The 26,148-nt window shown below is 44.0% G+C and carries 23 protein-coding genes; 17 read left to right on the top strand and 6 right to left on the bottom strand.

What is annotated here, in order from left to right; translation table 11 throughout:
• Positions 1-30 precede the first annotated feature (30 nt).
• The 4 genes from GZN30_RS06840 to GZN30_RS06825 all read right to left on the bottom strand — a co-directional run bounded on the left by GZN30_RS06840 (position 31) and on the right by GZN30_RS06825 (position 4,269).
• Positions 31-495, bottom strand: a complete 465-nt coding sequence (locus GZN30_RS06840; protein WP_075649053.1) for a GNAT family N-acetyltransferase — start codon at positions 493-495, stop codon at positions 31-33.
• Between the two features lie 164 nt (positions 496-659).
• Positions 660-2,021, bottom strand: a complete 1,362-nt coding sequence (locus GZN30_RS06835) for an L-serine ammonia-lyase (protein WP_075649054.1) — start codon at positions 2,019-2,021, stop codon at positions 660-662.
• Between the two features lie 93 nt (positions 2,022-2,114).
• Complete coding sequence (locus GZN30_RS06830; protein ID WP_075649055.1) at positions 2,115-3,368, bottom strand: aromatic amino acid transport family protein; 1,254 nt, start codon at positions 3,366-3,368, stop codon at positions 2,115-2,117.
• A gap of 295 nt (positions 3,369-3,663) precedes the next feature.
• Complete coding sequence (locus GZN30_RS06825) at positions 3,664-4,269, bottom strand: CoA pyrophosphatase (protein ID WP_075649056.1); 606 nt, start codon at positions 4,267-4,269, stop codon at positions 3,664-3,666.
• A 153-nt stretch (positions 4,270-4,422) separates the two neighbouring features.
• Here GZN30_RS06825 and GZN30_RS06820 point away from each other — a divergent pair, with 153 nt between their 5' ends.
• Positions 4,423-4,965, top strand: a complete 543-nt coding sequence (locus tag GZN30_RS06820) for a heme NO-binding domain-containing protein (protein WP_075649057.1) — start codon at positions 4,423-4,425, stop codon at positions 4,963-4,965.
• A gap of 26 nt (positions 4,966-4,991) precedes the next feature.
• The gene (locus GZN30_RS06815; RefSeq protein ID WP_075649058.1) at positions 4,992-6,677 is read left to right on the top strand and encodes an ATP-binding protein; all 1,686 of its coding nucleotides are present in this window, start codon (positions 4,992-4,994) and stop codon (positions 6,675-6,677) included.
• A gap of 598 nt (positions 6,678-7,275) precedes the next feature.
• Here the strand turns inward: GZN30_RS06815 and GZN30_RS06810 are convergent.
• Positions 7,276-8,435 (bottom strand): IS3 family transposase gene (locus tag GZN30_RS06810; protein WP_139312237.1). Its coding sequence is split into 2 segments (ribosomal slippage): positions 7,276-8,177 and positions 8,177-8,435, totalling 1,161 coding nucleotides; the frame shifts between segments, so codons are not numbered across the junction.
• A gap of 326 nt (positions 8,436-8,761) precedes the next feature.
• Entirely contained in the window at positions 8,762-10,126 is a 1,365-nt protein-coding gene (gene pabB / locus GZN30_RS06805) for an aminodeoxychorismate synthase component 1 (protein WP_075649061.1), read from the bottom strand.
• 177 nt (positions 10,127-10,303) lie between these two features.
• Here pabB and GZN30_RS06800 point away from each other — a divergent pair, with 177 nt between their 5' ends.
• The 15 genes from GZN30_RS06800 (at position 10,304) to GZN30_RS06730 (ending at position 26,115) form a co-directional block, all read left to right on the top strand.
• Entirely contained in the window at positions 10,304-11,821 is a 1,518-nt protein-coding gene (locus GZN30_RS06800) for a fumarate hydratase (protein ID WP_123783302.1), read from the top strand.
• A 258-nt stretch (positions 11,822-12,079) separates the two neighbouring features.
• The gene (locus GZN30_RS06795) at positions 12,080-12,265 is read left to right on the top strand and encodes a hypothetical protein (RefSeq protein WP_075649063.1); all 186 of its coding nucleotides are present in this window, start codon (positions 12,080-12,082) and stop codon (positions 12,263-12,265) included.
• Positions 12,266-12,387: 122 nt separating this feature from the next.
• Positions 12,388-13,764 (top strand): YcjX family GTP-binding protein, encoded by a 1,377-nt coding sequence (locus tag GZN30_RS06790; protein ID WP_075649064.1) that lies wholly within the window; start codon positions 12,388-12,390, stop codon positions 13,762-13,764.
• On the top strand, positions 13,761-14,789 hold the full coding sequence (locus tag GZN30_RS06785) for a YcjF family protein (RefSeq protein ID WP_075649065.1): 1,029 nt from the start codon (positions 13,761-13,763) through the stop codon (positions 14,787-14,789). Before GZN30_RS06790 ends, GZN30_RS06785 begins: the two co-directional genes overlap by 4 nt.
• Positions 14,790-14,887: 98 nt before the next feature.
• Positions 14,888-16,432 carry a transcriptional regulator TyrR gene (gene tyrR, locus GZN30_RS06780; RefSeq protein WP_075649066.1) on the top strand — a complete coding sequence of 515 codons (1,545 nt, stop codon included), beginning with the start codon at positions 14,888-14,890 and terminating at the stop codon, positions 16,430-16,432.
• Entirely contained in the window at positions 16,432-17,016 is a 585-nt protein-coding gene (rimJ, locus tag GZN30_RS06775) for a ribosomal protein S5-alanine N-acetyltransferase (RefSeq protein ID WP_075649067.1), read from the top strand. Before tyrR ends, rimJ begins: the two co-directional genes overlap by 1 nt.
• The gene (locus GZN30_RS06770) at positions 17,013-17,603 is read left to right on the top strand and encodes an HD domain-containing protein (protein WP_075649068.1); all 591 of its coding nucleotides are present in this window, start codon (positions 17,013-17,015) and stop codon (positions 17,601-17,603) included. Before rimJ ends, GZN30_RS06770 begins: the two co-directional genes overlap by 4 nt.
• 12 nt (positions 17,604-17,615) lie before the next feature.
• On the top strand, positions 17,616-18,089 hold the full coding sequence (locus tag GZN30_RS06765) for a DUF2947 domain-containing protein (RefSeq protein ID WP_075649069.1): 474 nt from the start codon (positions 17,616-17,618) through the stop codon (positions 18,087-18,089).
• A 261-nt stretch (positions 18,090-18,350) separates the two neighbouring features.
• Complete coding sequence (locus tag GZN30_RS06760; RefSeq protein WP_075647640.1) at positions 18,351-18,530, top strand: hypothetical protein; 180 nt, start codon at positions 18,351-18,353, stop codon at positions 18,528-18,530.
• A gap of 234 nt (positions 18,531-18,764) precedes the next feature.
• A complete protein-coding gene (locus GZN30_RS06755) occupies positions 18,765-19,412 on the top strand; it encodes a GTP cyclohydrolase II (protein WP_171972046.1) in 648 nt (215 codons plus the stop codon).
• A 168-nt stretch (positions 19,413-19,580) separates the two neighbouring features.
• Positions 19,581-20,843, top strand: a complete 1,263-nt coding sequence (locus tag GZN30_RS06750; RefSeq protein WP_075647639.1) for an imelysin family protein — start codon at positions 19,581-19,583, stop codon at positions 20,841-20,843.
• Positions 20,844-20,977: 134 nt separating this feature from the next.
• Positions 20,978-22,372: a di-heme oxidoreductase family protein gene (locus GZN30_RS06745; protein ID WP_075647638.1), complete on the top strand. Its 1,395-nt coding sequence runs from the start codon at positions 20,978-20,980 to the stop codon at positions 22,370-22,372.
• A 9-nt stretch (positions 22,373-22,381) separates the two neighbouring features.
• Positions 22,382-23,410 (top strand): imelysin family protein, encoded by a 1,029-nt coding sequence (locus GZN30_RS06740; protein ID WP_075647637.1) that lies wholly within the window; start codon positions 22,382-22,384, stop codon positions 23,408-23,410.
• A complete protein-coding gene (locus tag GZN30_RS06735) occupies positions 23,400-24,476 on the top strand; it encodes a DUF1513 domain-containing protein (protein ID WP_075647636.1) in 1,077 nt (358 codons plus the stop codon). The genes GZN30_RS06740 and GZN30_RS06735 overlap by 11 nt, the downstream gene beginning before the upstream one ends.
• Before the next feature lie 109 nt (positions 24,477-24,585).
• Positions 24,586-26,115, top strand: coding sequence for a L,D-transpeptidase family protein (locus GZN30_RS06730; protein ID WP_075647635.1), 1,530 nt, complete (start codon positions 24,586-24,588; stop codon positions 26,113-26,115).
• Positions 26,116-26,148: the final 33 nt, after the last annotated feature.

Raw genomic sequence — 26,148 nt, 5'->3', positions numbered from 1 at the left:
AGATAGCGAGTTGTAAATTGAACTCGCTGTCTATAGCTTGTGGCGCATGATGCGCTCTTTTCCGTTTTTACCAAAGAACAGTTTCGCTTCTTCACTAAACCCCAACGTTGTGAAAAATTGCTGAGACGCGGTGTCGTTAGCAGGTAAGGTCACACAGATTGAGTCGCTACTTGAATCTATGGCATTAGCGTAAACAAGTAATTTGTTGATGGCTTCGCGCCCATGACCTTGTTTTTGATGATGTTTGTCTAACACGATGTATTTTAAGCCAAGCTCATGTCGACGTGAAAAAGTGGCATAGTGAGAAAATGATTTGTCCACCACCATATAGCCCACAGGGTGATGTTCCGCATAAAGCGTCAGGATGACTTCATACTTAGAGCGATTGTGATAGATCTGTTCAAAGGGTAGGTGAAGTGCTTTTTGTTCAGGGAACACTTCTAGCTGCATTAAACTGGCAAAGTCCTTTAACTTGGCTGGTTTGATTGCAATCATATGGCCTCATTTATATAACGAAGTTTGCTGGATACCTGAAAGTTTTGCAGAGCGACGGGAAATTGCAGCTACAAAAATGGCGACCTGAAAAGTCGCCATTGTATCGTCAACTTTATCAATACAATAGGTGTTGATTGATATTTTGACTAAAGATCACTTTAAAGTTAGCAGATAACTTTAATCGCTAGACCACCTTGAGAAGTCTCACGGTATTTAGCGTTCATGTCTTTACCTGTTTCTAGCATTGTTTCGATAACTTTGTCTAGAGATACAGTTGGTGCAGATGAACGGCGAAGTGCCATGCGCGTTGAGTTGATTGCTTTAACTGCAGCAATACCGTTACGCTCGATACATGGTACTTGAACCTGACCAGCAACTGGGTCACAAGTTAGACCTAGGTTGTGTTCCATTGCGATTTCTGCAGCCATACATACTTGCTCTGGGCTACCGCCCATAAGCTCAGCAAGACCAGCAGCGGCCATAGAACATGCCACGCCAACTTCGCCCTGACAGCCTACTTCAGCACCAGAGATAGATGCGTTACGCTTGTAAAGACCGCCGATCGCGCCTGAAGCTGCGAAGTAACGGATGTAATCTTTTTCAGTTACGGTTTGGATGAACTTGTCGTAGTACGCTAGAACAGCAGGGATGATACCACACGCACCGTTAGTTGGAGCCGTTACCACACGACCGCCTGCAGCGTTTTCTTCGTTAACAGCGAAAGCAAACATGTTTACCCAGTCTACAACTGCCATTGGATCGTTAGAGGTTTTCTCTGACGTTAGTAGCTGTTGACGAAGTGCTGCTGCACGACGAGGTACACGTAGTGGACCAGGCAGAATACCTTCAGTATTCATACCGCGATCCATACCTTCGCGCATTGTTTTCCAAATGTTCGCAAAGTATGTACGTGACTCTTCATCAGAGTGAAGAGCCGCTTGGTTCTTCATTACTAGGGTACTGATAGAAAGACCGTGTTCTTTACACTGGTTTACTAGCTCTTCAGCAGTAGTGAACGTGTAAGGAACTTTGATTGGGTTCTCTTCTTCTTTACCGAAGTTCTCTTCATCGACGATGAAACCACCACCGATTGAGTAATAAGTCTTAGAGTATGCTACTTCGTCATCAATCCACGCGTGGATTTGCATGCCGTTTTCGTGTAGCGATAAGTTAGTAGTATGGAAGTTCATACCACCATCTTTAGGGAACGATACTGTGTGACAGTGCATGCCAACAGGAAGGCGCTCAGTTTCTTCTACGCGAGCAATAAAGCCCGGGATAGAGTCGATATCTACTTTTTCAGGGGTATTGCCAGCAAGACCCATGATGATTGCGATATCTGTGTGGTGACCTTTCCCTGTCAGTGATAGTGATCCATAAACGTCAACGGTGATTTTAGTGATGTCGCGCAATTTTCCCATTGAACGAAGATCATCAATAAATTCTTTACCCGCTTTCATTGGACCAACAGTGTGTGAGCTAGAAGGACCAACGCCGATTTTATAGATGTCAAAAACACTAATCATATCGATTACCTCATAAGTAAGCCTCCCATCTGAGGGGAGGCTTAATTTCGTTATACTTTTTTTGCTTTAGCTACCAGTTGTTAGGGCTGGTAATTAAAGAGCGCCGTAGATTACAGAAGTAATCGCTGCAAGACCACAGATAACTGTGAAAAGCTGTACAGGTGCTGAAGTTTTGTACTTAGCCATTGCTGGTACTTTGTGCATCGCGAATACAGGTAGGATGAACAGGATAGCCGCAATCATTGGTGCGCCCATTGTTTCAATCATGCCTAGGATGCTTGGGTTAACAATTGCAACAATCCAAGTAGTGATAACGATGAATAGTAGTGAGCCTTTCTCGATCTTGCTTACAGGAGTAGAAGAACGAGACTTGATTAGGCCTACTAGACCTTCGTGAGCACCTAGGAAGTGGCCGAAGTAGCTAGAAGTAATCGCAGCGAAAGCAACAACAGGACCCATGTAAGAGATGATTGGGTTGTCGTGTACGTTTGCTAGGTAAGATAGTACAGAGATGTTTTGCTCTTGTGCCATTGCTAACTGCTCTGGAGATAGAGACAGTACAACAGAGAATACGAAGAACATAACGAAGCCCATTAGCATCATCGCTGCACCACCAGTGATAGCGTCAGTTTTCTTAACTGCGTCGTCACCGAAGTTCATGCGTTGTTCTTTAGAGAACTGAGAGATAACTGGGCTGTGGTTGAATGAGAATACGATGATTGGAATTGCTAGCCAAACAACTACAGGCATAGTGCTGAAGTCTGGTGCTACTTCAATCATTGACGTGTTCCAGTCAGGGATTAGGAATACAGATAGCGCTAGTAGGATGAATACTAGAGGGTAAACCATTGCTGAAGTTGCTTTCAGCATTAGTTCTTTACCGAAAATTACACCCGCTGTCATCGCTAGGATAAGTGCGCCAGAAAGTAATGGACGAGGAAGTGATTCCATACCCATTTGGTTAACTAGGAAAGAGTCAACCGTGTTTGTGATACCTACACTGTAAATAAGAACGATAGGGTAAATAGCGAAGAAGTAAGCGAAAGTGATTAGGTTCGCGCCAGTTTTACCGAAGTGTTCTTCTACTGTGTCAGTGATGTCCGCTTCTGGGTTCTTTGCAGAAAGAACGAAACGAGCTAGAGATTTGTGTGCAAACCAAGTCATTGGTGCAGCAATTAGAGCAAGAGCAACTAGAGGCCAGAAACCGCCAGCACCCGCTTTAATTGGAAGGAATAGTACACCAGCACCTACAGCAGTACCGAATAGCGATAGACACCAAGTGAAGTCTTTGTAAGTAAACTTACTAGACGATTTCTCAGCCGCAGCTGAAGTAGTAGTAGAGTTCATATTTGGGATACTCATTTTTTGGGAACAGGAAATAAGTCGGGTGCAATTCTGCAAGAAAGAATTACATAAAAACTAGATCTAAATCATAAAATGATGGGGATGCGCTTATGATATTCCAAAAAGGAGTTTTTTGTCACGAAAATGACGTGCTACACGTGATTTATCTTAATGCCTCGGATTAGAAAAACTAATCAACTTGATAACCTGTATTTATTTTGTCCATAGCAAACGTTTGCCGAAAAGGTCTTTTTAAACCGTATAAAATTCTAAAAAAAGAGAAAATTCGCGAAGTGAATTAATTTTGTACTAGGTGGGCTTGTAGCGCTTGAATAATTTGTGCTGTCATCCCCCAAATGAAGTGACGACCGTAGTTAATACCGAATACGCGGTGTGTCTGTTGGTTGACAAAAAATGTACTACTTTGAAGTTGTTGTGGATCTAAAATAACCTCAACCGGCACCTCAAAAACCTCATCAACTTCATTTTTGTCGATGGTGGTCTGATAGTTCGGATGGATGAATGCCAGGTAGGGAGTGACAGAAAAACGGCTAATGGTTGGTAATTCCACCATTTGACCGAAAATTTCAATTTGATGCTCAAAAATACCAATCTCTTCTTCAGTCTCACGTAAAGCGGTGTGAGCTAAAGTGATATCGGAGCTTTCTTGTTTGCCTCCGGGAAAACTGACTTGCCCCGGATGGTGTTTTAAATGGCTTGCTCGTTTAGTAAATAGCACATGTAAGCCTTGTTTTCGCTCAACAAAACCAATTAATACTGCCGCTTTACGTAATGGCTGGTCTTTTAAAAAATCTAAGCGCTTGAGAGATTCGCCATGGTAGGCAACGGGTTGTTTGGTTTGGAATTGCTGAATTAAGCTGAAACGACTTGTTGGTAATAGCACAAATCCTCCTCTATCTATTTGAAAAAGCCAATTTTATGACTCATGCTTTTGTCTATAAGCATAGCTTTGCAAGCGTTGTCGTGTGTTTGGTGACTTTACTTGGCAACATAGATGCATATCTAATAATACATATATCATAAAAAGGGCTGAGTGATGAAAGGAATCATTTTCACGGAGTTTATGGATCTTGTTGAAGATAAGTTTGGTTTAGAAGTGTTAGATCAAGTGTTGGAGCAAGCGGGAGATGAAGGCATTTATACTTCAGTTGGTAGTTATGACCATCGTGATCTCGTTAAGCTAATCATGAAACTCAGCCAAATTACCGAATTGCCTGCCGAGACGTTGCAAGAAGTGTTCGGTCAGACAGTGTTTAATAACCTTTATGCGACACTACCTAAGTCTGCAAGCTTAGGAGAATGCAAGAACAGCTTTCAATTTGTTCGGTTGGTTGAAGATTACATCCATATCGAAGTGAAGAAGCTCTATCCCGATGCAAACCCGCCTAAGTTTGAGTTTATTTCCGAAAGTGAAACTGAATTGGTTTTTGACTACAAAAGCGCGCGCTGTATGTCTCATGTTTGCTTGGGGCTGGTAAAGGGGTGTGCCGAGCATTTTAACGAAGACCTCAACATTTCTATGAATGAAAAATCCCCAGACAATAGTCATGTTCGATTTAACCTGACCTTAATGAGTTAGTAGTCACGGATTGGTTGAGAAGTACGATGACGAGTGCATTAGAGCGGAAAATTGCCCGAGAGAAAGCTTCACGTAAGCAAGCTGAGATTTTACTTGAGCAAAAAAGCTTAGAGCTTTACGAAGCGAATCAGCAGCTTAAGTTGGTTCTCAAACAGCTGGAGAGTCAAAATTTAAAGGGCCTTCAAAAATTAGAATTGGAGGGCTATATAAGCCAATCCCTCATTCACTTTGGGCGTTCGTTTCTCAGTCGCACCTTGGATGATGGTTTGCTTTCGAGTTTTATTGAGCGGATCAACGCTTGTTCACTGGTCGCCTCTGCCAGTCTTTACCTCAAAGCTGATCTTATGCCCTCAGTCTTGTCATGCCATTTCGGAAAACTTCGTAATTTCTCAACAATCCAACTAAATCCTTCCGCTTGTTGGCATGAGAGTCTACTGCGTCTACCTGTAGTCATTGAGCAAGGAGTCGTGGGGGAGTTGGGTATCGAAGTCGAGAAAAACGAAATTGATAATGAATTTGTGCAAAATCAGATGGCATTAGTGGTTGAACTTATTTGTAGTGCGATTAGCCGCCAACTTATGATCACGAAAACCCAAGCAGCAAGAAAACGAGCAGAAGAGTCGGAAAAAGCCACCAAAGAGTTTGTCGCGATGATCAACCATGAATTGCGTACCCCCTTAAATGGGCTGCTTGGTAGTGCTGAACTGCTTGCTGATACTCCTCTTAATAACGAACAGCAATCGATGCTGAGTAATCTGACACACTCTGGTGATTTACTTCGCCATATCATTAATGACTTGCTTGATTTTAGTAAGATCAGTGCTGGTATGATGGAGCTATTCCCAAGTAAGTTTAGTTGGGAAGATATGAAGACGATGCTCAATGGTATATTTTCTCCGCAAGCTCAGGAAAAACGGATAGCTTTTATCATTGAGGAGCAATCTCCATTACCCGAAGCTTTCGTTGGCGATTTTGAGCGTATTAGCCAGATTTTAGCGAACTTAATTGGTAATGCGGTTAAGTTTACCGCCAGCGGGAAGGTTGAAGTACTGACCCATTGGGATGGTGAAAATCTTAATGTAACAGTACGTGATACCGGATGTGGGATCAGTAAAGACGCTCAACAACGCTTGTTTGACCCGTTTGTTCAAGCAGATCGAACTGCCAAGCGAACCTACGAAGGGACAGGGCTTGGATTGGCAATTTGTAAAAACCTCGTAGAGTTGATGAAAGGAACGATTGCTCTGGAGAGTGATGTGGGCATTGGCAGTCAATTCTCTATTAGCTTACCGCTACAGGCCGCGATGAAAGAGAATCCTGATTGTTCTACTGATAAACAAGAGATTAGGGCGCTTGAGTCTCTATCTATTCTTGTTGTTGATGATATTCGTATGAATCAAATCATCATTAATCAGATGCTTAAGAAACTGTCAATCGTACCTGATACTGCTGTGAACGGGATTGAAGCGATTAGTGCGGTTAAGAAGGGCAACTATGATCTGATTTTTATGGATTGCCGTATGCCAGAGATGGATGGTTTCGAAGCCACTAGTCATTTGAGAGCGCAAAAATACACGCGACCGATCGTTGCACTGACGGCTGGCACCACTCTGGAAGAACGCGATAAATGTATCGCCAGCGGCATGGATGATATTTTAACCAAGCCTTATACTGCTGCGGATCTTAAAGCGATGATTGAGAAGTGGGTGTGATCTACATGAGCACAAATTTTTCTGAATGATCACTTTGCTATTTTCACGTCGTCGGGAATCTTGCTTTAACTACCATCGTTTTTGAGTTTTAGTGTTGTGGTATGTCTTGCTCAAAGCTTTGTCGCTATCTTAAGAGCTTCTTGTGGGGACAGACACGATAGCGGATAGTTTCAAGTTTCCTTCTTGGTTAGCTAGTGGTGGTATGTCCCGCTTAGTCGTTGGTCATCAATCTTACCTTTTATGAAAACGGTCCAATTACTCTTTGCTGCGCCAAAGAGTAATCAGAAAGGCGCTTTTGTCTCGCCGATGTTGTTCGGCCGTTTTTAGGTGTTCCCGACACCGAAAACCTAAAAATACTTCCTGTATTTTTGCCTCGTTAATTGGTTTTCTTAAACATGGTTATTCAGACGAGCACTAGATATCTTGAGGTGTCTGTCCTTCTTAAGTTCTTTGTCCCTTAAGTTCTTTACGTGGAACGTCGTTCCTATTTAGCTCTCTACTTCATGTGCTAACCCAAATCTTGTCATTTCCGCGCAGGCGGAAATCTCTCTTTTTGGCTAATCGTGATACTTGTTAGGACAGATAGCTTATGTAGTGGTCAACAAATTCCGGACACAGATTTAAGCCGATTTTCGGTATTTACTGGTGACAGCCCATCATTTGCTTGATGAGGTCGTTGCCGATTGTAGTAGTCCATCAAGTAGTAGCTGATATCTTTCTTCGCTTGAACTTGAGTCAAATAACCCGTTGCTGGTACCCATTCAGTTTTCAGGCTTCTAAAGAGCCTCTCCATTGGAGCATTATCCCAACAGTTACCTCGACGACTCATGCTTTGAGTTATGCGATATCGCCAAAGTCTTTGACGAAATTTATGACTGCTGTATTGGCATCCTTGGTCTGAATGAAACATCACGTTCTTAGGTCGGCCTCGTTGCTCCCAAGCCATATCCAAGGCTTTAGAAGCTAATTCAGCATCAGGTTTATCCGATAGAGACCAACCCACGACGCGTCGACTAAATAGATCAAGTACTACGGCTAGATAACTCCACTTCGAACCTGACCAAATGTAAGTAATATCACCGCACCACACTCGATTCGGAGCAACCACAGAGAATTCACGGTTTAGCAGATTCGGGATATCCAGTCTCTCTGATTTTGCATGCTTATATCGATGCGAGCCTGGCTGTTTGCTTGTTAAACCGGCTTCTTGCATTATTTTCCGTACCTTAAATCGCCCGATTTCGATGTTTTCTGAACGAAGCATAGATACAAGAGCACGACTGCCAGCAGAACCTCGACTCATATTGAAAAGTTCTTTAATTCGACTAGCTAGCCGAATGCGATTAGCATCCGGCTTTCTTTGCTTAAATTCGTAGTAACAGGACGAAGCTACATTGAACAGCTCACAAAGCGTCTTGACCGATTCATACTCCCTCAACTGGTCAATTAGCGAGAACGTTCGAGTTCGTCCGACATTAAGAGAGCGGTGGCCTTTTTTAGTATAGATTTTTCTCTTTCCAACCGACTAATTTTGGCTTCTAATTCCTGGATTTTCTGTTGTTCAGGCGTGAGGGCTTTGGTTGTCGGAGTCGCACCACCACGCTCAATCTTGAGTTGATCGACCCATCGTCGTAAAGCTGTTTCCCCAACATCCATGGAGCGTGCTGCTTCTGGAATTGAATATCCTTGGTCAAGAACCAAGCTTGCAGCATCAATTTTGAATTCAGCAGAAAATGTACGTCGTTGTCGTTTTGTCATTGAACACCTCATTTATGGTGGAGACTTTACCACCTAATTTGGTATCCGGGATCATTAAACCACTACACAGCCGGTTTTAGGTCTTCCCGAGACCGAAAACCTAAAAATACATCCTGTATTTTTGCTTCGTTAATTGGTTTTCTTAAACATGGTTATTCTGAAGAGCACTAGATATCTTGAGGTGCCTGTCATTCTTAAGTTGTTTATGAGGACAGGCATTATTAGTGCATTAAGGAGTCTGCCCTTTCCAATTTGCTGCGAGAATGATAGGGCTGGGTTTAAGCGGGACAAACCACAATAACGAAACTATTAAAACAACAAACCCCTTAAGAAAGTACCGGTAAAATCCGGCTCAACTTATCGAACGTTTCTTGGTACTCAGATGCAGCTTGGCTGTCCGCGACTAAGCCACCGCCAGCCCACACGTGTAATTGACCGTTTTCTGCGACTAGAGTGCGGATGGTGATACTGGTGTCCATTCTGCCGTGGCGGCTGATGTAACCAATACTGCCGCAGTATGCGTTGCGTCGGTGTGGCTCCAGTTCTTCAATGATTTCCATGGCACGTACTTTTGGCGCACCGGTGATAGAACCGCCAGGGAAACTTGCTCTGAGTAGGTCGATCGCGTGGTAGCCGCTATCTAGTTCGGCTTTAATGGTGCTCACGAGATGGTGCACCGCAGGAAAGCTTTCAATATCGAATAGCTTAGGGACATGGACTGTGCCTGGTTTGGCGACGCGACCAACATCGTTACGCAATAAGTCAACGATCATTAAGTTTTCAGCTTGATCTTTTTCTGCGTTTGCCAGTTCATTGGCGGAAGCTAAATCCAGCTCGGGCTGCTCAAAACGAGGTCGAGTGCCTTTGATTGGTTTGGTTTCAATTACGCCATTGTTCACTTGTAAAAAGCGCTCTGGTGAAACACTTAAAATCGCCCCTTGTTCAGTGCGAATAAAGGCAGAAAATGGCGCTTGATTGACTTGTTCAAGTTGGCAATAGGCTTGCCATTCAGAGCCTTGGTAAGCTGCGGTAAAGCGTTGAGCGAGGTTGATTTGATAGCAATCACCTGAGAGTAAGTACTCTTGCACTTGCGTAAATTTGTCTCGGTATTGCGCTTCACTCATGTTCGACTGCCACTCGGAGGTGAGAGAGAATGGCGGCATTGCACTCGCTTGCTGCTGTTGCAACCACTGCCAATGCTGGTCCACATTTTGTCCAACAACCCATGCTTGCTGCTGCTGGTGGTCAATCACAACTGCCCATTCATACAAACCAACCGCCATATCAGGTGTTGTTAGATCTTGCTCAGCGAGTGTTGGCATGGTTTCAACTCGACGACCTAAGTCATAAGCAAAATAGCCCAAAGCGCCACCAATGAAGGGTAGGTCCCCATCGTAAGCGATGTCGGCAAGATATTGCTTTTGTAACTGCTCAATTAAAGCAAACGGGTCTTGCGCGGATTGATAGCTATCAGAAGGGTCGCAAACAAGCGTTTGTTCACCATGAGTCACTAATGTCACAACTGGTTTAGCAACTAAAATATCAAATCGGCTATCGACATGCTGCTTTGAGGCAGAGCGGAGTAGCATCGCCCAGTTTTGTCCCGAAATCGGGGCAAAAAGAGTCTGAGCAAGATCAGAAGCGTATTTAATCTGGTTGATTTGTAAGCTATTTGGTTGCGTGTTATTCATTTGTTTAAATTGTGACAAAGAGATCGTTCACTTCGTAGCGTGTTGGGAAAAGCAAGAGTATCATAACCAAAATAGAACCCGCTACTTAGAATAAAAACTGATGACAGAGTTTTGTTATGTTGTTAGCAGCAAATGTTTAACAAAGCGGGAGTAACGGAAGCAATAAAGAGGCAAGCAATGACAGTAATCCGCAGAGAGGATGTGATCAGCAGCGTGGCTGATGCACTTCAGTACATCTCTTACTACCACCCACTCGATTTCGTTCAAGCCCTAGAACAAGCTTACCATCGAGAGCAAAGCCAAGCGGCAAAGGACGCCATCGCACAAATTTTGATTAATTCACGTATGTCGGCAGAAGGACACCGTCCAATTTGCCAAGATACGGGTATTGTTACATGTTTCGTAAACATTGGTATGGGTGTGCAGTGGGATGACACCGATATGACGGTGCAGCAAATGGTTGATGAGGGCGTTCGTCGTGCTTATACCAACCCAGACAACCCACTGCGTGCATCGGTTCTAATGGACCCTGCTGGTAAGCGTATTAACACCAAAGATAACACGCCAGCTGTGGTACACATCAACATGGTGCCGGGTAATGAAGTTGAAGTTCAAATTGCGGCAAAAGGCGGCGGCAGTGAGAACAAAACTAAGATGGTGATGTTAAACCCATCTGATGATATCGCTGAGTGGGTAGAAAAAACGCTACCGACGATGGGCGCAGGTTGGTGTCCTCCTGGTATGCTTGGCATTGGTATTGGTGGTACAGCAGAGAAAGCGGCGGTACTAGCCAAAGAGTCGTTGATGGAGCACATTGATATTCAAGAGCTTATTGAACGCGGTCCGCAAAATGCGGAAGAAGAGCTTCGTCTTGATATCTTTAATCGCGTAAACCGACTTGGTATCGGTGCGCAAGGTCTTGGTGGTTTGACAACCGTGGTTGATGTGAAGATCAAGACTGCGCCAACTCATGCTGCTTCTAAACCTGTGTGTTTGATCCCGAACTGCGCGGCGACACGTCACGTGCACTTCACGCTTGATGGCAGTGGTCCTGCAGAGCTAACGCCACCGAAATTGGAAGATTGGCCAGATATTACTTGGGAAGCGGGTGAAAATACTCGTCGAGTCAATCTAGATACCATCACTAAAGAAGAAGCGATGGAGTGGAAAACTGGCGAAACGGTGCTGCTTTCAGGCAAAATTTTAACCGGTCGTGATGCCGCACATAAGCGTATTCAGACCATGTTAGAAAGTGGTGAAGGTTTACCAGCAGGTGTCGACTTTAAAGGTAAGTTTATTTACTACGTAGGTCCGGTTGACGCGGTAGGCGATGAAGTAGTGGGTCCTGCGGGTCCAACAACATCAACTCGTATGGATAAGTTTACTGATCTCATGCTCGAGCAAACTGGCATCATGGGTATGATCGGCAAAGCTGAGCGTGGTCCTGCAACGGTGGAATCAATCAAGCAGCACAAATCGGTGTACTTGATGGCTGTTGGTGGTGCGGCTTACCTAGTAGCTAAAGCGATCAAGAAAGCGCGCGTGGTTGCCTTTGAAGACCTTGGTATGGAAGCTATCTACGAGTTTGAAGTTGAAGATATGCCTGTCACGGTTGCGGTGGATTCTAATGGTGCAAATGCTCACCAAATTGGTCCAGATACTTGGAAAGTCAAAATCCAAGAAATGGAAGCTTAGTGAGATAGATAAGTGAAAAATAAAAAAGTGCAGCGAAAGCTGCACTTTTTTCTCTATACTGACAAAGGTAAGATAATCATAAGTTACTAATCTACTAACCTTTCTTACTCAATGTGGTTGCAGTGTTTACGGCACGATTCGACATTCTTAATCGCTCATTGCATAGCTTAACTATGATTAGCGTGTTGTAGCGTTTGCTAAATTGCAGCACTAGAGTATTTTAGGTAGAGATCAAAACAATAAGAACTAGGAGAACGCATGCCACGTTTTATTCAGATACTTCAAATCATTATTGCGGCTGTTGTTGGCTTTTTTGTCGGCTATGACTTAATCCTTCACGGGATCAGTATCTTTGATGAAAAATACGTCACCATCACTTGTGTCTTGGTTGTCTTGTTAGAGATTGCCTTGTTTGTTATTTACAAGCTGATTGAAGACGACTAGAGCGATGAATTTTCATTAAACTAATACTTAAACCTCTGATATTTGTCAGAGGTTTTTTGTTCATCCCGCATTAATATTGTTCTTGGTACTGTAGCGGTAGTTAAGAGAAAAAGAGAGATTCAATGAAGAGTATTAAACAAGAAGTGAATGATTTTTTGCACCGCAGTATGGACTCTCATGTGCGTGTGGCCGTGACCGGTTTATCCAGAGCAGGCAAAACGGCATTTATCACCTCACTGGTTAATCAACTGCTTCATACCTCGACTCACAATCAATTGCCCCTGTTGCATGTGACCCGTGATAAGCGTGTTATAGGTGCTAAGCGTGAACCGCAAAGCAATATGATGGTGCCGCGATTTGCTTATGATGAGGCGATGACTCAACTGCATGGTGCAGAACCAAACTGGCCAGAGCCGACTCGTGATGTGAGTGAAATTCGGTTGGCAATTAAGTACAAACCGACCAAGAAAACCAAGAAATTATTGGGTGGAACTTCGACGCTTCACCTCGATATTATCGATTATCCGGGGGAGTGGCTGCTTGACTTACCTTTGCTTGATATGGACTTCGCTGAGTGGTCACAAAGCCAGTTTGCTGCACTATCAGGTAAACGACTGGAGCTGGCTAAGCCATGGCTCGAAGCGTTAGAAAAGGTTGATTTAAGCGCCGACATCGATGAGGTGATGCTTCAGTCGGTGGCAAAAACCTACACTGATTACCTGCACGCTTGTAAAGAGCAAGGGTTACACTGGGTGCAACCGGGGCGATTTGTTTTACCTGGCGAGCTTGAAGGTGCACCAGTATTGCAGTTTTTCCCGGTTCGTTTTGATAGCGAGCAGAAAATTGCACGAGACAGCAATTTAGCAATGTTGAAAGCACGCTATCAGGAATACCAGAACAAAGTGGTTAAAGCGTTTTATAAGCACCATTTCTCGACGTTTGATCGCCAGATTGTATTGGTGGATTGCTTGCAGCCATTAAACGCAGGTTATGAGTCGTTTATGGACATGCGCAATGCTTTGGAGCAATTGATGCATAGCTTCCGCTATGGTCGCAGCAATATCGTTAAGCGCCTATTTGCGCCGCGTATTGATAAGATTTTATTTGCTGCCACCAAGGCGGACCATATTACACCAGACCAACACACGAATTTGGTCTCGTTACTACAACAAATGGTGCATCCTGCATGGCAAACCGCGTCATTTGAAAATATTGAAATGAGCTGTATGTCGATGGCATCCATTCAAGCCACTCAAACCGGCTTTATCGCGAGTGGCGATCAATCGATTCCTGCCTTGCAAGGCATCGCAATGGACGGGGCACCGTTAACTGTGTATCCGGGCGAGGTGCCGAAGAAATTGCCTGCTGCTGATTATTGGCACAATAAAGGTTTTGAGTTCACCGCGTTTAAGCCGATGCCAAGTCATCAAGATGAACCATTACCACACATTCGTATCGATAAAGCGCTGCAATATCTTTTGGGAGATAAACTGAAATGAGTGAATTTAAGTCAAAGCAAGTGTTTAGTGAACCGCTGCAAGCAGAGCGAGATCCTGAGGTTGAGTTGAATGCTCACTTGCAGTTTGCCACTACTGATAATTTTGTGCCTACAAAAGTTGACGCTCAAGCGGAAAGTGAACAAGAGCAGCAGTTAGATAAGATTATTCGTCCAAAAAAAGGTCGGAAATGGCTGGCAAGTGGACTATTGGCGAGCTTTTCGCTGTTGGTCGGTTGGCAGGCTGTCGATACTGTGATTCAGGCAGTACAGACCGCAGACTGGCTGGCGCTTGGCTGGGCCGGTTTTGTCTCGACGATTGCCACATTAGGTCTTGGAGCGATTGGGAAGGAGCTATGGAAACTGCGTCGTTTACGTAATCATTTTTCGGTGCAAGAGCAGAGTGAAGCGCTGCTTAACAGTGATAGCGTCGGAGCAGGTAAAGCATTTTGTCAAAAATTGGCAGCTGATGGGGGCGTGAAACCAGAGTCTCCGAGTTATGACCGCTGGCTAAATGGTCTGAATGCTTCACATAGTGATGCTGAAGTCTTGGATATGTATGATGCGATCGTGGTGTCTGAACAGGACAAATTGGCGACTCAAATTGTGACTCGCCATGCAACAGAGTCAGCGGCACTGGTGGCAATAAGCCCGCTTGCTGTTGCTGATATGTTGCTGGTGGCTTGGCGCAATTTTAAGATGATTGACAACCTCGCTGATATCTATGGCATTGAACTGGGTTACTGGTCTCGCTTGCAGCTGTTTAAATCGACCTTGATTAATATGGCGGCAGCTGGCGCAAGTGAACTTGCCGTGGATGCGAGTATGGATTTGATGTCGATGGATCTAGCAGGCAAAGTGTCAGCGCGAGCAGGACAGGGTATTGGTGTTGGTATTTTAACCGCACGCCTTGGTATCAAAGCGATGTCTTTGTTGCGTCCGATGCCGTGGCATCCGGAAAGAGCGGTGAAATTGTCAGCGATTCGCAAGCAAATTGGGCTAAAAGTAGCCGAGCTAACAGTAAAATAGCGTGAATGTGACGCCCGTATTGTTGCACCGCTTGACGAAAAAATAGGGTTAGAGGAAACTACTGTCAACTTTTCCTGACACCCTATTAGGACTATTCTGTGCGTCTAGAAGTTTTATGTGAAGATCGACTCGGCTTAACTCGAGAGTTGCTTAATATTTTAGCTTCGAGAAATCTCGATTTACGCGGTATCGAAATTGATATCTCGGGCATTATTTATCTCAATTGCCCAGATATTGATTTCGAGACTTTCAGTGAATTAATGGCAGAGATTCGTCGAATTTCAGGCGTAAAGGATGTACGCAAAATTCAGTTCATGCCAATGGAAAGGCATAATACGGAACTGATCTCTCTACTGAATAACTTACCAGAGCCAGTTTTGGCGATAGATTTACGCGGCAATGTTGATATGGCCAACCAAGCCGCTCTGAGTCTACTCAACTTGGATGAAGAGCAGGTCATTACCCAACAAATTAGCCATCTATTGCCAAGTTTTAATTTCTCTAAATGGGCGGAAGGCAAGATCACTCGTCAGCGTGAGAACATTGTGATCAACGGTTTAGACTACGTAATGGAAATTATGCCTGTCTATATTGAAACCGAGACACAAGAGTCTATCTTGGCAAGTACGGTAATGATCATTCGTGCAACCCAAGATAAGTCGCTGCTTAAGCAAATGCTACCAATGCAAAACAACCTTGGTTTTGAGCATTTTGTTGGCATTTCAAATCGTCATAAAGCACTGATTAATCAGGCTAAAAAACTCGCTAATATGGACCAGCCACTGTTGATCCAAGGTGAGACGGGAACTGGCAAAGAGATGCTAGCACGCGCGTGTCATAATCGCTCTGATCGTGCAGAACAGCCATTTTTGGTATTAAGCTGTGCCTCAATGCCGGATGATGTGGCGGAAACCGAGTTGTTTGGTCACGGACCGGGCATGTTTAATCATAAAGAAGCTCACAAGGGTATATTCGAACAAGCCAATGGCGGTACGGTATTCCTTGATGAAATCGGTGAAATGAGCCCGCATCTTCAGATCAAACTGCTGCGCTTATTGCAAGATGGTCGTTTCCGTCGTGTGGGTGAAGAGCACGAAGTACAGGTTGATGTGCGTGTGATTGCTTCGACTCGTCATCGTCTTGCCGATCTGGCTGAATCAGGGTCATTCCGTGAAGACTTGTTCTATCGACTCAACGTGTTAACCGTTCAGATCCCACCACTGCGTGAACGCACAACAGATATCGAGCCGTTGCTGGATATGTTTATTGCTAAGTACGTGACACAGTTAGGTATTCCGCGTCCGAATATGTCGGAAGACTTAATTGATCAGCTCAACTCATACAATTGGCCGGGTAATATGCGCCAGCTTGAGAATATGGTGTTACGTGCATTGACAGAGCTTGAGAGTGATACACTCACCGTCGAACTCTTCCACCTACCACAAATTGAAGCGGCAGTAGCGGCCGGTGCGACCTTGAGTCTTGATGGTTCGTTAGATGAAATCATGAAGGAGTACGAGTCGAAAGTTCTAGAGCGCTTGTACCAGTCATTCCCATCAAGCCGTAAGTTAGCCAAACGCCTTGATGTGTCTCATACCTCGGTGGCCAATAAGCTGCGTGAATATGGAATTCGTAAGATTTGATGACGCGTGTGAGTACACCTCAACAAGTTTACGAGGTAGACGGTGATATTGTGCTCCGCACTGCGGAGCCTACCGATGGGTATTTAATCAGCGAATACTTTAAAGCCAATCGTGATCATCTAAAACCGTGGGAACCCAAAAGAGAGGAGACCTTTTTCTCTCTCTCCGGCTGGACGCAGAAACTGATTAAGCTGAACGAGTTACACAAGCTCGGTCTTGGCTATTACTTGCTTATTATCGATAAACCAAGCGGTGAAATGTTGGGAACGATTTCGTTTAGTAACATTACTCGTTTTCCATTTCATGCCTGCAATGTTGGTTATTCGCTAGGACAATTGGCTCAGGGCAAAGGGGTGATGACTAAGGCGTTGAAGTTGGCGGTCGACTACATGTTCGAGCATCAACAAATGCACCGCGTAATGGCCAGCTATATGCCACATAATCAGCGCAGCGAAGCGGTGTTGAGCCGAGTGGGTTTTGAGCGAGAGGGGTATGCCAAAGATTATTTGTTGATCGATGGTGCTTGGCGCGATCATGTACTGACAGCGCTAACGAACCCTAAATGGGCAGAGAAACAACAATGAAACAGCGATTAGAACAGCAGTTATCGCTACTGATTGAGCTTGATAAGCTGAAGTCGGTGCTACGACGCACGCGAGTTAAGAGTGCTGAGGGGCGGTTCGAGAATAGTGCGGAGCACAGTTGGCACGTTGCGTTAATGGCCATATTGTTGCAAGAACATGCGAACGAACCGGTTGATCTAACCAAAGTGCTTAAAATGTTGTTGCTGCATGATATTGTTGAGATTGATGCGGGCGACACCTTTGTCTATGATACTGCCGCTCATCAGCAACAAGCTGAAAAAGAGTTGGCGGCAGCAGAGCGTTTGTTTGCTCTTCTGCCAAGCGATCAAGCGGACGATCTTAAAGCTATCTGGCTTGAATTTGAAGCTGCTCAAAGTGCAGAAGCGAAATATGCCAAAGCGCTTGATCGCATGATCCCGATGCTACTGAACTATCACAATAATGGTCAAAGCTGGATAGAAAACAATGTGACTACTCAGCAAGTTCTGACGATTAATCAACGTATTGAAGATGGTTCGAGCACATTGTGGGATAAAGCTAAACAACTTATTGAAGAAGCTAGCCAAAGAGGCTGGTTGAAATCTTAATTGAGGAACGCAATGTCTTATTTACCTTTGGATCAGTACCAAAGAAAATGGATTTTTACCCATCAATCAATGCCGGTACCAGAGCAAGATCTAGAGGCGATCAAACCAATGGATCAAGCTCGTTCTGCACAGTTATGGAAAGATAATATTAGTGCGCAGAGCCCTGATGCTGAACGATTGAGTTCCAGTGACTGGCCAATGAAACAAGATAATTGGTCAGAAAGCGTAGACTGGATGGCGGCGTGGGAGTCGGATGACCAAGAGTTACCGCAAGAAGTATTAGCTCACGTCGATTGGCAAGATGATGTAACGGTTTATTTTTGTTATGAAAAATACAATGTCATCGAAACCAAGTGGTCAGTATTCAAGAAGTATTGGAAGAACTTTTTGTTCTATGATGATGGTCCTATTTTGATTGCCCGTCGCCGCAGCGAAGCATTGTGGTTTGCTGACAATGGTCAAGTAAAATTGGGCAAACGAGACTAAAAGATCTTCTAAATAGTAAAGATCTTAACTTTTTAATTAGGGCGGGTGATGTTGATCATTTCGCCCTTTTTTATACCTATAAGATCCAAAACGGATCTTATTTGTCATGATAAATCAATATTATAAGTTGTGATTTTGATCGCAGTATTGAATATAAAATATGCGCAGATCGACTATTTTGTTATCATAAAACTCACATTATTGATTGAGTCAATCATAAACTATCGGATTAATTCTTAGATTTTATAGGGAAGTGCTGCTGTGGAAACATTGCTAATACAACTGAAAAAGGACTTCTATAAAAACATCAGCTCGTTGCAAGCAAATACATTGCCTCATAGCCAGCCGACCTTAAATCTTCTTACTGATGAAGAGCTTAAAGAGCTAGAGCATGTTTGGGTTGAGCTATCTGTATGGCAGCGCAATCAAGTTTCTTGTTAACTCGAATCTAAGAAAAAACATTCAGCCCCAACTTACTGGTTAAGTTGGGGCTTTTTTATGTTTCGTGGTTAACCCATTAGCTAAAGCTTTGTATTATCAAGCGTTATGCTGTGAAATTATCGATAAATTTTAACTAGCATTTCACATCTTCATTTTGTTATATTATAACAAATGTGATCTAAACATTGAATTCTTCGGTAACAGTCCTCATAGTTACCCATAGAGGCGTTTGGAATGAATGCGATCACACAATTAGAAAATACAGAATTTCGAGTGAGTATTGATATGGCGGAAGTACGTGCCAGAGTAGACTTTAAAGTCGGTGTAGGAAGTAAAATTAACGCTGAAATCCTTTCATTTAATGGGTTGAAGACTGATAAAGAACATGTCGCAGTTGTTTTCAAGCAAGCAGACCAATCTCAGCAAGTGCCTTTGGTCAGGATGCACTCGGAATGCTTGACTGGTGATGTTTTTCATTCATCTCGTTGTGACTGCGGTGAGCAGTTAGACGAAACTATCGAACGCATGGGTGAAGCGGGCGGCATTATTCTCTATCTTCGTCAAGAAGGACGTGGGATTGGTTTGTATAACAAAATTGACGCTTACCGATTACAAAGCCAAGGCATGAATACCTACGAAGCGAATAACCACTTGGGATTTGGTGATGATTTGCGAGATTTCACCGAGGCGGCGCAGATGCTGTTGGCGTTGGGCGTTGACAAAATTCGTTTGGTGACCAACAACCCTAAGAAAGTGCGTGAACTTCAAGAGCACGGCATCGAAATTGAAGAAGTAGTGAATACATTAGCTCACATTAAAGATGGTAACGAGAGCTACCTTAAAGCGAAAGTTTCCCATGGTAAGCATTTGCTGAAACTGTAGATTCTTGAGTTGTAAAATGATTTGATTAAAACCTCACTATTGTGAGGTTTTTTTGTTTTTGCCTTGAAAAATAAATGTAACCAAGTATTATTCCCATCTCGAAAGATAAATGATAATAATTTGTAGTTACATTACGTAACGTTCTTCAAGCTCAACAAGGACATAATAATGAAGGCAAAAACAGTTTTGGCGCGCTCAGTTGCGGCCGCTTTCTTGGTTGTTGGTACTTCAGCTTTCGCTGCAGACGTAACCAAGCAACAGGTTGTTGAACATTATGCAGATTTGGCCCACACAGTTTTTTCTGACTCACTTTCTACCGCTAAATCACTCGATCAATCAATCGAATCATTCCTAGCTGCGCCTTCTGCGGCTAAATTTGAACAAGTTAAGCAAGCTTGGCTTGAATCACGAGTGCCATATCAGCAATCAGAAGTATTTCGTTTTGGTAACGCAATTGTCGACGATTGGGAAGGGCAATTGAATGCTTGGCCACTCGATGAGGGGCTCATTGATTACGTTTCTTCCGACTACCAGTACGAGTTGGGTAATGAAGGTGCCGTTGCCAATATCGTAGCAAACGAACAATTAACAATCGGTGCGACGAAATTAGATGTCGCTAAAATTACGCCTGAATTAATTGCAGAACTCAATGAAGTCGGCGGTTCTGAGGCAAACGTCGCTTCTGGTTACCATGCAATCGAATTTTTACTTTGGGGACAAGATCTAAATGGCACCAATGCTGGTGCAGGTGAGCGTGCTTACACCGATTTTGTCGTGGGTAAAGAGTGTACGAATGGTAACTGTGATCGTCGAGGCGAATACCTGCGAGCAGCAGCGGATCTTTTAGTTCAAGATCTTGAGTGGATGGAAAAGCAGTGGTCAGCGAGCGAGAAAGATAACTATCGTGCGGAGTTGCTAAAAGACTCAGCAGATAACGGTCTGCGTAAGATGCTATTTGGTATGGGTTCACTTTCATTGGGTGAACTGGCCGGTGAGCGTATGAAGGTTGCTCTTGAGGCGAACTCAACAGAAGACGAGCACGATTGCTTCTCTGATAATACGCACAACTCGCATTACTACAATGAGCAAGGCATCTACAACGTTTATACCGGGACTTATAATAAAGTCGATGGTAGCAAACTTGAAGGACCTGGGATCTACGCACTGGTAGCAAATAAAGATCAAAAAGCAGCTGATGAGATCCAAAAGCAGTTTGATACTACCCGTGATCAAGTGGGTGAGTTGGTGACAGCGGCTGAGAAAAACAATCAGCACTTTGACCAATTAATAGCGGCGGGTAACACTCAAGGTAATGCATTAGTCAATGAAACGATCATTTCTCTAGTGGCGCAAACTGCTTCAATCGAGCGCGCAGCTAACATAATTGGTATTGATAGCTTGAATCCAGATACAGCGGACCACGAGTTCTAACATTATTTTTGATTGATAACCAAGATAATGGAAGGGCTCGTTTGAGCCCTTTGTTGTCTTGCTTCTGAACAAGTTCAGTTTGTCCTATACAAAAATAATTCGCTGGACTTAAAGACACTAAAAAGAGCACTGGAATGATGCGGTATTTAAATTCTTCTCTAGCAGCAATATTACTTCTATCTAATTCTTTTTCTGCCTTCGCCAATGAAGTTAAAACTGGTGGTAACACTGCGGTAAAAAAAGAGGGCGCTAATGCGTTTTCTCTACCTGCCGGTAATTTACCAATGAGTAAACGTCTTGATTTTAGCGTCGGTAACAGTTTTTTCCGTAATCCTTGGGTTCAGGCACCAGCATCGACGGATGCGCGCGATGGTCTAGGACCACTTTTTAATACCAATGGTTGCCAAAACTGCCATATCAAAGACGGTCGTGGTCACCCGCCAGAGTCAGGTGATATTCATGCAGTTTCGATGTTAGTTCGCTTAAGTATTCCTGCTATGACGGCTGAGCAGAAGAAAGCGTTTATCAAAGATGGTGTGATTCCTGAACCAACCTATGGTGGTCAATTGCAAGATTTCGCTTTGCAAGACCAAAAGCCTGAAGGAAAAATCAATATTACCTACAGTGAAGTGCCAGTTACTTTTGCTGACGGCACACAAGTTTCTCTGCGTAAGCCTCATCTAACGATTACTGACCTAGGCTATGGCGAGATGCATCCGGATACCATGATGTCAGCACGTATTGCTCCACCGATGATTGGTTTAGGCTTATTAGAGCTGATCCCCGATGAGACGATTCTTGCTTGGAGTGATGAAACCGACACGAATAAAGACGGTATTTCAGGTAAGGCTAACCGAGTGTGGGACGTACAAAAACAAGATTTTGCTCTAGGTCGTTTTGGTTGGAAAGCTGGGCAACCCACTTTGATGCAACAAAATGCGGCCGCATTTAATGGCGATGTGGGTCTAACCAGCAACTTGTTTCCAAATGAAAACTGCACCAGTAATCAAACCATTTGTGGCGATTTGCCAAATGGTGGCAAACCAGAAGTCAGCGACAATATCTTAGATTTTGTCGAGTTTTATACTCAGCATCTTGCGGTGCCGATACGTCGTAATGTGAATGATCCGCAGGTCAAGCAAGGACAGGTACTGTTTAAACAACTGGGTTGTCAAAGTTGTCATAAAACCGATATTAAGACCGCTCGAAGTACTGAATTGCCTGCTTTATCTGAGCAGTTGATCCACCCATATACCGATATGTTGTTGCACGATATGGGAGAAGGATTAGCCGATAATCGTCCGGAATATTTAGCCAATGGACAAGAATGGCGCACGCCGCCTCTGTGGGGGCTTGGTTATACCGAGGAAGTCAATGGTCATACTTATTTCCTGCATGATGGCCGCGCGCGTTCGTTAATGGAAGCCGTATTGTGGCATGGTGGTGAAGCCGAGAATGCCAAACAGCAGGTGCTGAAGCTTAATCAACGCGAGCGTGATGCCCTCATCGTGTTTCTCAATTCCCTGTAGAGGTGATATATGAAAAATAATTCACCTTTGAGTTTAGTGATATTCACCAGCTTAGTGCTACCCGTTCATGCGTTTGCTGATGTGGCGACTCTACCCAGTCAGCATGTTAGCCAAGGGGTTTATCTGGTTGAGGTATCTGCGGCGAAGGCTTTTAGCCAGCAAGCAGAAGAGCTCGAGCGAGCCGTCGGCGACTTTTGTCGTTCAGGCGAGGGAATCAATGTTGTGCAATCTAAGTGGCAACAGACTATGACGGCTTGGATGGCATTACAAGGTCAAGAACGTGGTCCTCAGACGGCGCTTGAACAGAGTTGGAATATTCAATTCTGGCCGGACAAAAAGAATACGACCGGGCGTAAAATGTCGGCACTACTTAAGCAAGACAAAGCAGATTGGCGTAGTGAGGAAATTTCCCAGCAAAGTGTGACAGTGCAAGGGGTAGGTGCAATTGAGTGGTTGCTTTACGATGACGCATCTAATTTTACTAGCAGCAATAATACTTGTGCTCTTGGTAAAGCGATCAGTCGTAATTTAGTCAATAATGCCGCAACTATCGCTCAAGCATGGCAGGATAACCCCTGGGTCGTTATGACACAAAAAAACTGGGATTCTGAATATATCGCTCTGTTATCTAATCAGCTTGATTATACGATGAAAAAACTCAGTCGTCCGTTAGCTAAAGTGGGTAAACCTCGCCCTTATTTTGCTGAGTCTTGGCGCTCTGAAACGTCAATGCAAAATCTCGAGCATAACGTGTTAGCGCTAAAACGGCTTTATTTAGCCAACGGTCAAGGTTTGGATGCTTACTTGCGAAAATTAGGCAAGTCTCAGCTCGCAGATCGTATTGTACAACAGTTCGATTTAACGCTTGAAACATGGCCGACGCAGACCAGTTTGTTCGACTTGCTGCAAACAAAATCAGGATATCAGACGGTACTAAGTCAATATAACAAACTGGAAAGGCTGAATTATCTGATTCATGAAGAAGTCGCGATAGAACTTGGTGTAGTAATAGGGTTTAACGCAACCGATGGTGACTGATATAACACGTAGAACGCTGCTTAAGGCAGCGTTATTTGGCGCTGCGGCACCAATGACTGTACTAGCAAGTGAAGGAAAGACAGACTCCCATCCGAGTCTGATTGGATGTGCATTAGAAGGTCGAGAACGTTACAGTGTGGTGGTTGCTGATCATCAAGGCATGCCTTTATCTCGCTTGCCATTACCTGGGCGAGGGCACGGTATCGCTATCAATAAGCAACGTCAGCACGCGGTGGCATTTGCCCGCAGACCGGGTAGTTATTTGATGGTGTTCGATTATGTGAGCGGAGACATTGTTCGCGTAAATACCGCCGCGGACAACCGTCACTTCTATGGGCACGGTGTTTATTCTAATGATGGTAAATTGCTGTTTGCCACCGAGGGTGAACGAGCAAGCAGTCGTGGAATCATTGGCGTTTACGCGGTAGACAAAAATTATCAAAAAATTGATGAGTTAACTGGTTTTGGTCTCGGTCCTCACGAAGTGATCATTATGCCGGATGACACTTTAGTGATAGGTGTTGGTGGCGTGCATACCGATGGGCGCACCCCTAAGAATCTTGACTCGATGCAACCAAGTTTGAGTTATCTATCCCAGAGCGGAATATTACTAGAACAACGCTTGTTGCCCGACCATCATTTGAGTATTCGCCATTTGGCGCATGATGGTGACAAAACCGTGTTATGTGGGCAGCAGTATCGAGGGGAGCCAGATGAGTATCCGGCTTTACTCGCCATGCATACTGCTGGTGGTGAGATAAAGCTACTTCAAGCTGAGCCTGAGCAGTGGGCGAGATTTAGACATTACATTGCCAGTATTGCTGCTTCAGACAAATGGATCATAGCAACCTCTCCACGAGGGAATTGTTATGGGATATGGTCTAAAGAGTCTAGACAGTTAGTTGAGTTGTCATCTTTGCCTGATGCTTCTGGAGTTGTTGCCAAGGATGGACGGTTCCTAATTAGCTCCGGATCTGGGGCTGTTATCGCTCAGTCTCATCCCCGAGACAAGTCTTCCGTTTTTTCATCTATTCAATGGGATAACCATTGGAGTATGATAAGTTAACGATTAATTAATCAACTAAACTATTGATTAATAGAAATTTAAACAAAAAAGGTTAAATGACGATTCTCTGCCATACTTATTTCAATGGTATGAAAAAGCGTATGGAATAATGTATAGACTCAAGCTCATTTTGGTAGTTTTCTTTTCAATGCCATTAGCGGCATATGCGCAAAGCTATTTTGAACAGATTGGCTGGGTATCACCTGGCAGTGATACCCAGTATCAGTACCCGCAGCAACTCGAAGATATTTACCGCACTAACGGTGAACAGATCATTTGGTTCGATCTCCAACAAAGTAGCCGACTGGAGTTTCAATTAGAGTTGATCGATCAAGCCGGTGTTAGCCCAATGATTTCAAAGCAGCTAGATCAGCTTCGATTCTATCGGAAAAGCAACCAATGGTATCAATATGATTTACTCGCAACTGATACGTTACTCGCTTATATGAGTTATGCCGAGCTTGCTAAACAGTTTGGAAAAGAGTGGTTTTTTGATAACAAAGCGGTGCAATCACTTCCATTGCCAAGCGAAAATGCACTGGCAGATTTGTACGCATCCATTCAGTCGCAGCAAATTGACGCTTTGATTGATGCGTACACGCCCGATACTGAGAGTTATCAAGCATTGATCGATACCTATTTACGTCTGTTGAACCGACGTGATGAGGTGGTTGCTCTTTACATCCAAGAGAGCAAACTCAAGCGTGTTGGCGACTTATTGGAAAATCGCGCGACATTGATTGAACGCTTGCAGCAGGTCGACATCGACTTGAGCCAAGTGGCGAGCGAGCTGAGTTATTTTGATGAGCCTCTGGAGATAGCGGTAAAACAATTTCAAGCTATACACGGGCTTAAAGTCGACGGGGTGATTGGTCCTAATACCATTCGTTGGTTGAACAAGAGCAGCAATGCTCGTTTAAAAATGATTGCGATTAATGCTGAGCGCAGCCGTATTTGGCCTGAGCAACGCAACACCATTATTTTGGTCAATGTGCCAGGGTATGAGATGGAATATTGGTTTGGCGGAGAATCTATTTTTCAATCGCAAGTGATTGTTGGAAGACAGAAAAGACCGACGCCTGTAATGACGACTAACCTGGATTCGGTGATTCTCAACCCGACATGGAATGTACCATGGAAGATCATGGTTGAGGATATTATCCCTGCAGTAAAAGAAGATCCGCGTTATCTATCCAAAAAGAATATCAAGATCATCCAAAGTTGGACTTCAAGTAACATTATTGATCCCATGATGATTGATTGGTACCGAACTCATCCGAAAGCTTTTCCTTATCGAATGAGACAGATGTCGGGTGAAAATAACGCGTTAGGTCTCTATAAATTTAATACGCCCAATGATCGCGCTATCTTTTTGCACGATACGCCAAGTAAACATTTGTTCGACAAACCGATGCGCGCATTCAGCTCGGGTTGTGTGCGCGTGAAAGATGCTGATCAATTTGCCTCTCTGCTATTGGAAAATCAGGGATTAAGTTTGGAAGAGATTCAGCAGAATAACACGCGCTCTAATAAGTCAATCCCGCTACGTCAGCGTATTCCCGTGCATATAATTTATCAGACCGCTTGGGGTGAAGGTGGTGTAGTACACTATCGTGATGATATCTATAGTTTAGATTAGCCACTCTTTGTCGTTATTCATATCCGTCGAATA

Source organism: Vibrio ponticus, assembly GCF_009938225.1.
Classification (GTDB): domain Bacteria; phylum Pseudomonadota; class Gammaproteobacteria; order Enterobacterales; family Vibrionaceae; genus Vibrio; species Vibrio ponticus.
Note: the sequence above shows the minus strand (reverse complement) of the source record. Positions and strands in the feature narration are given on the sequence as shown.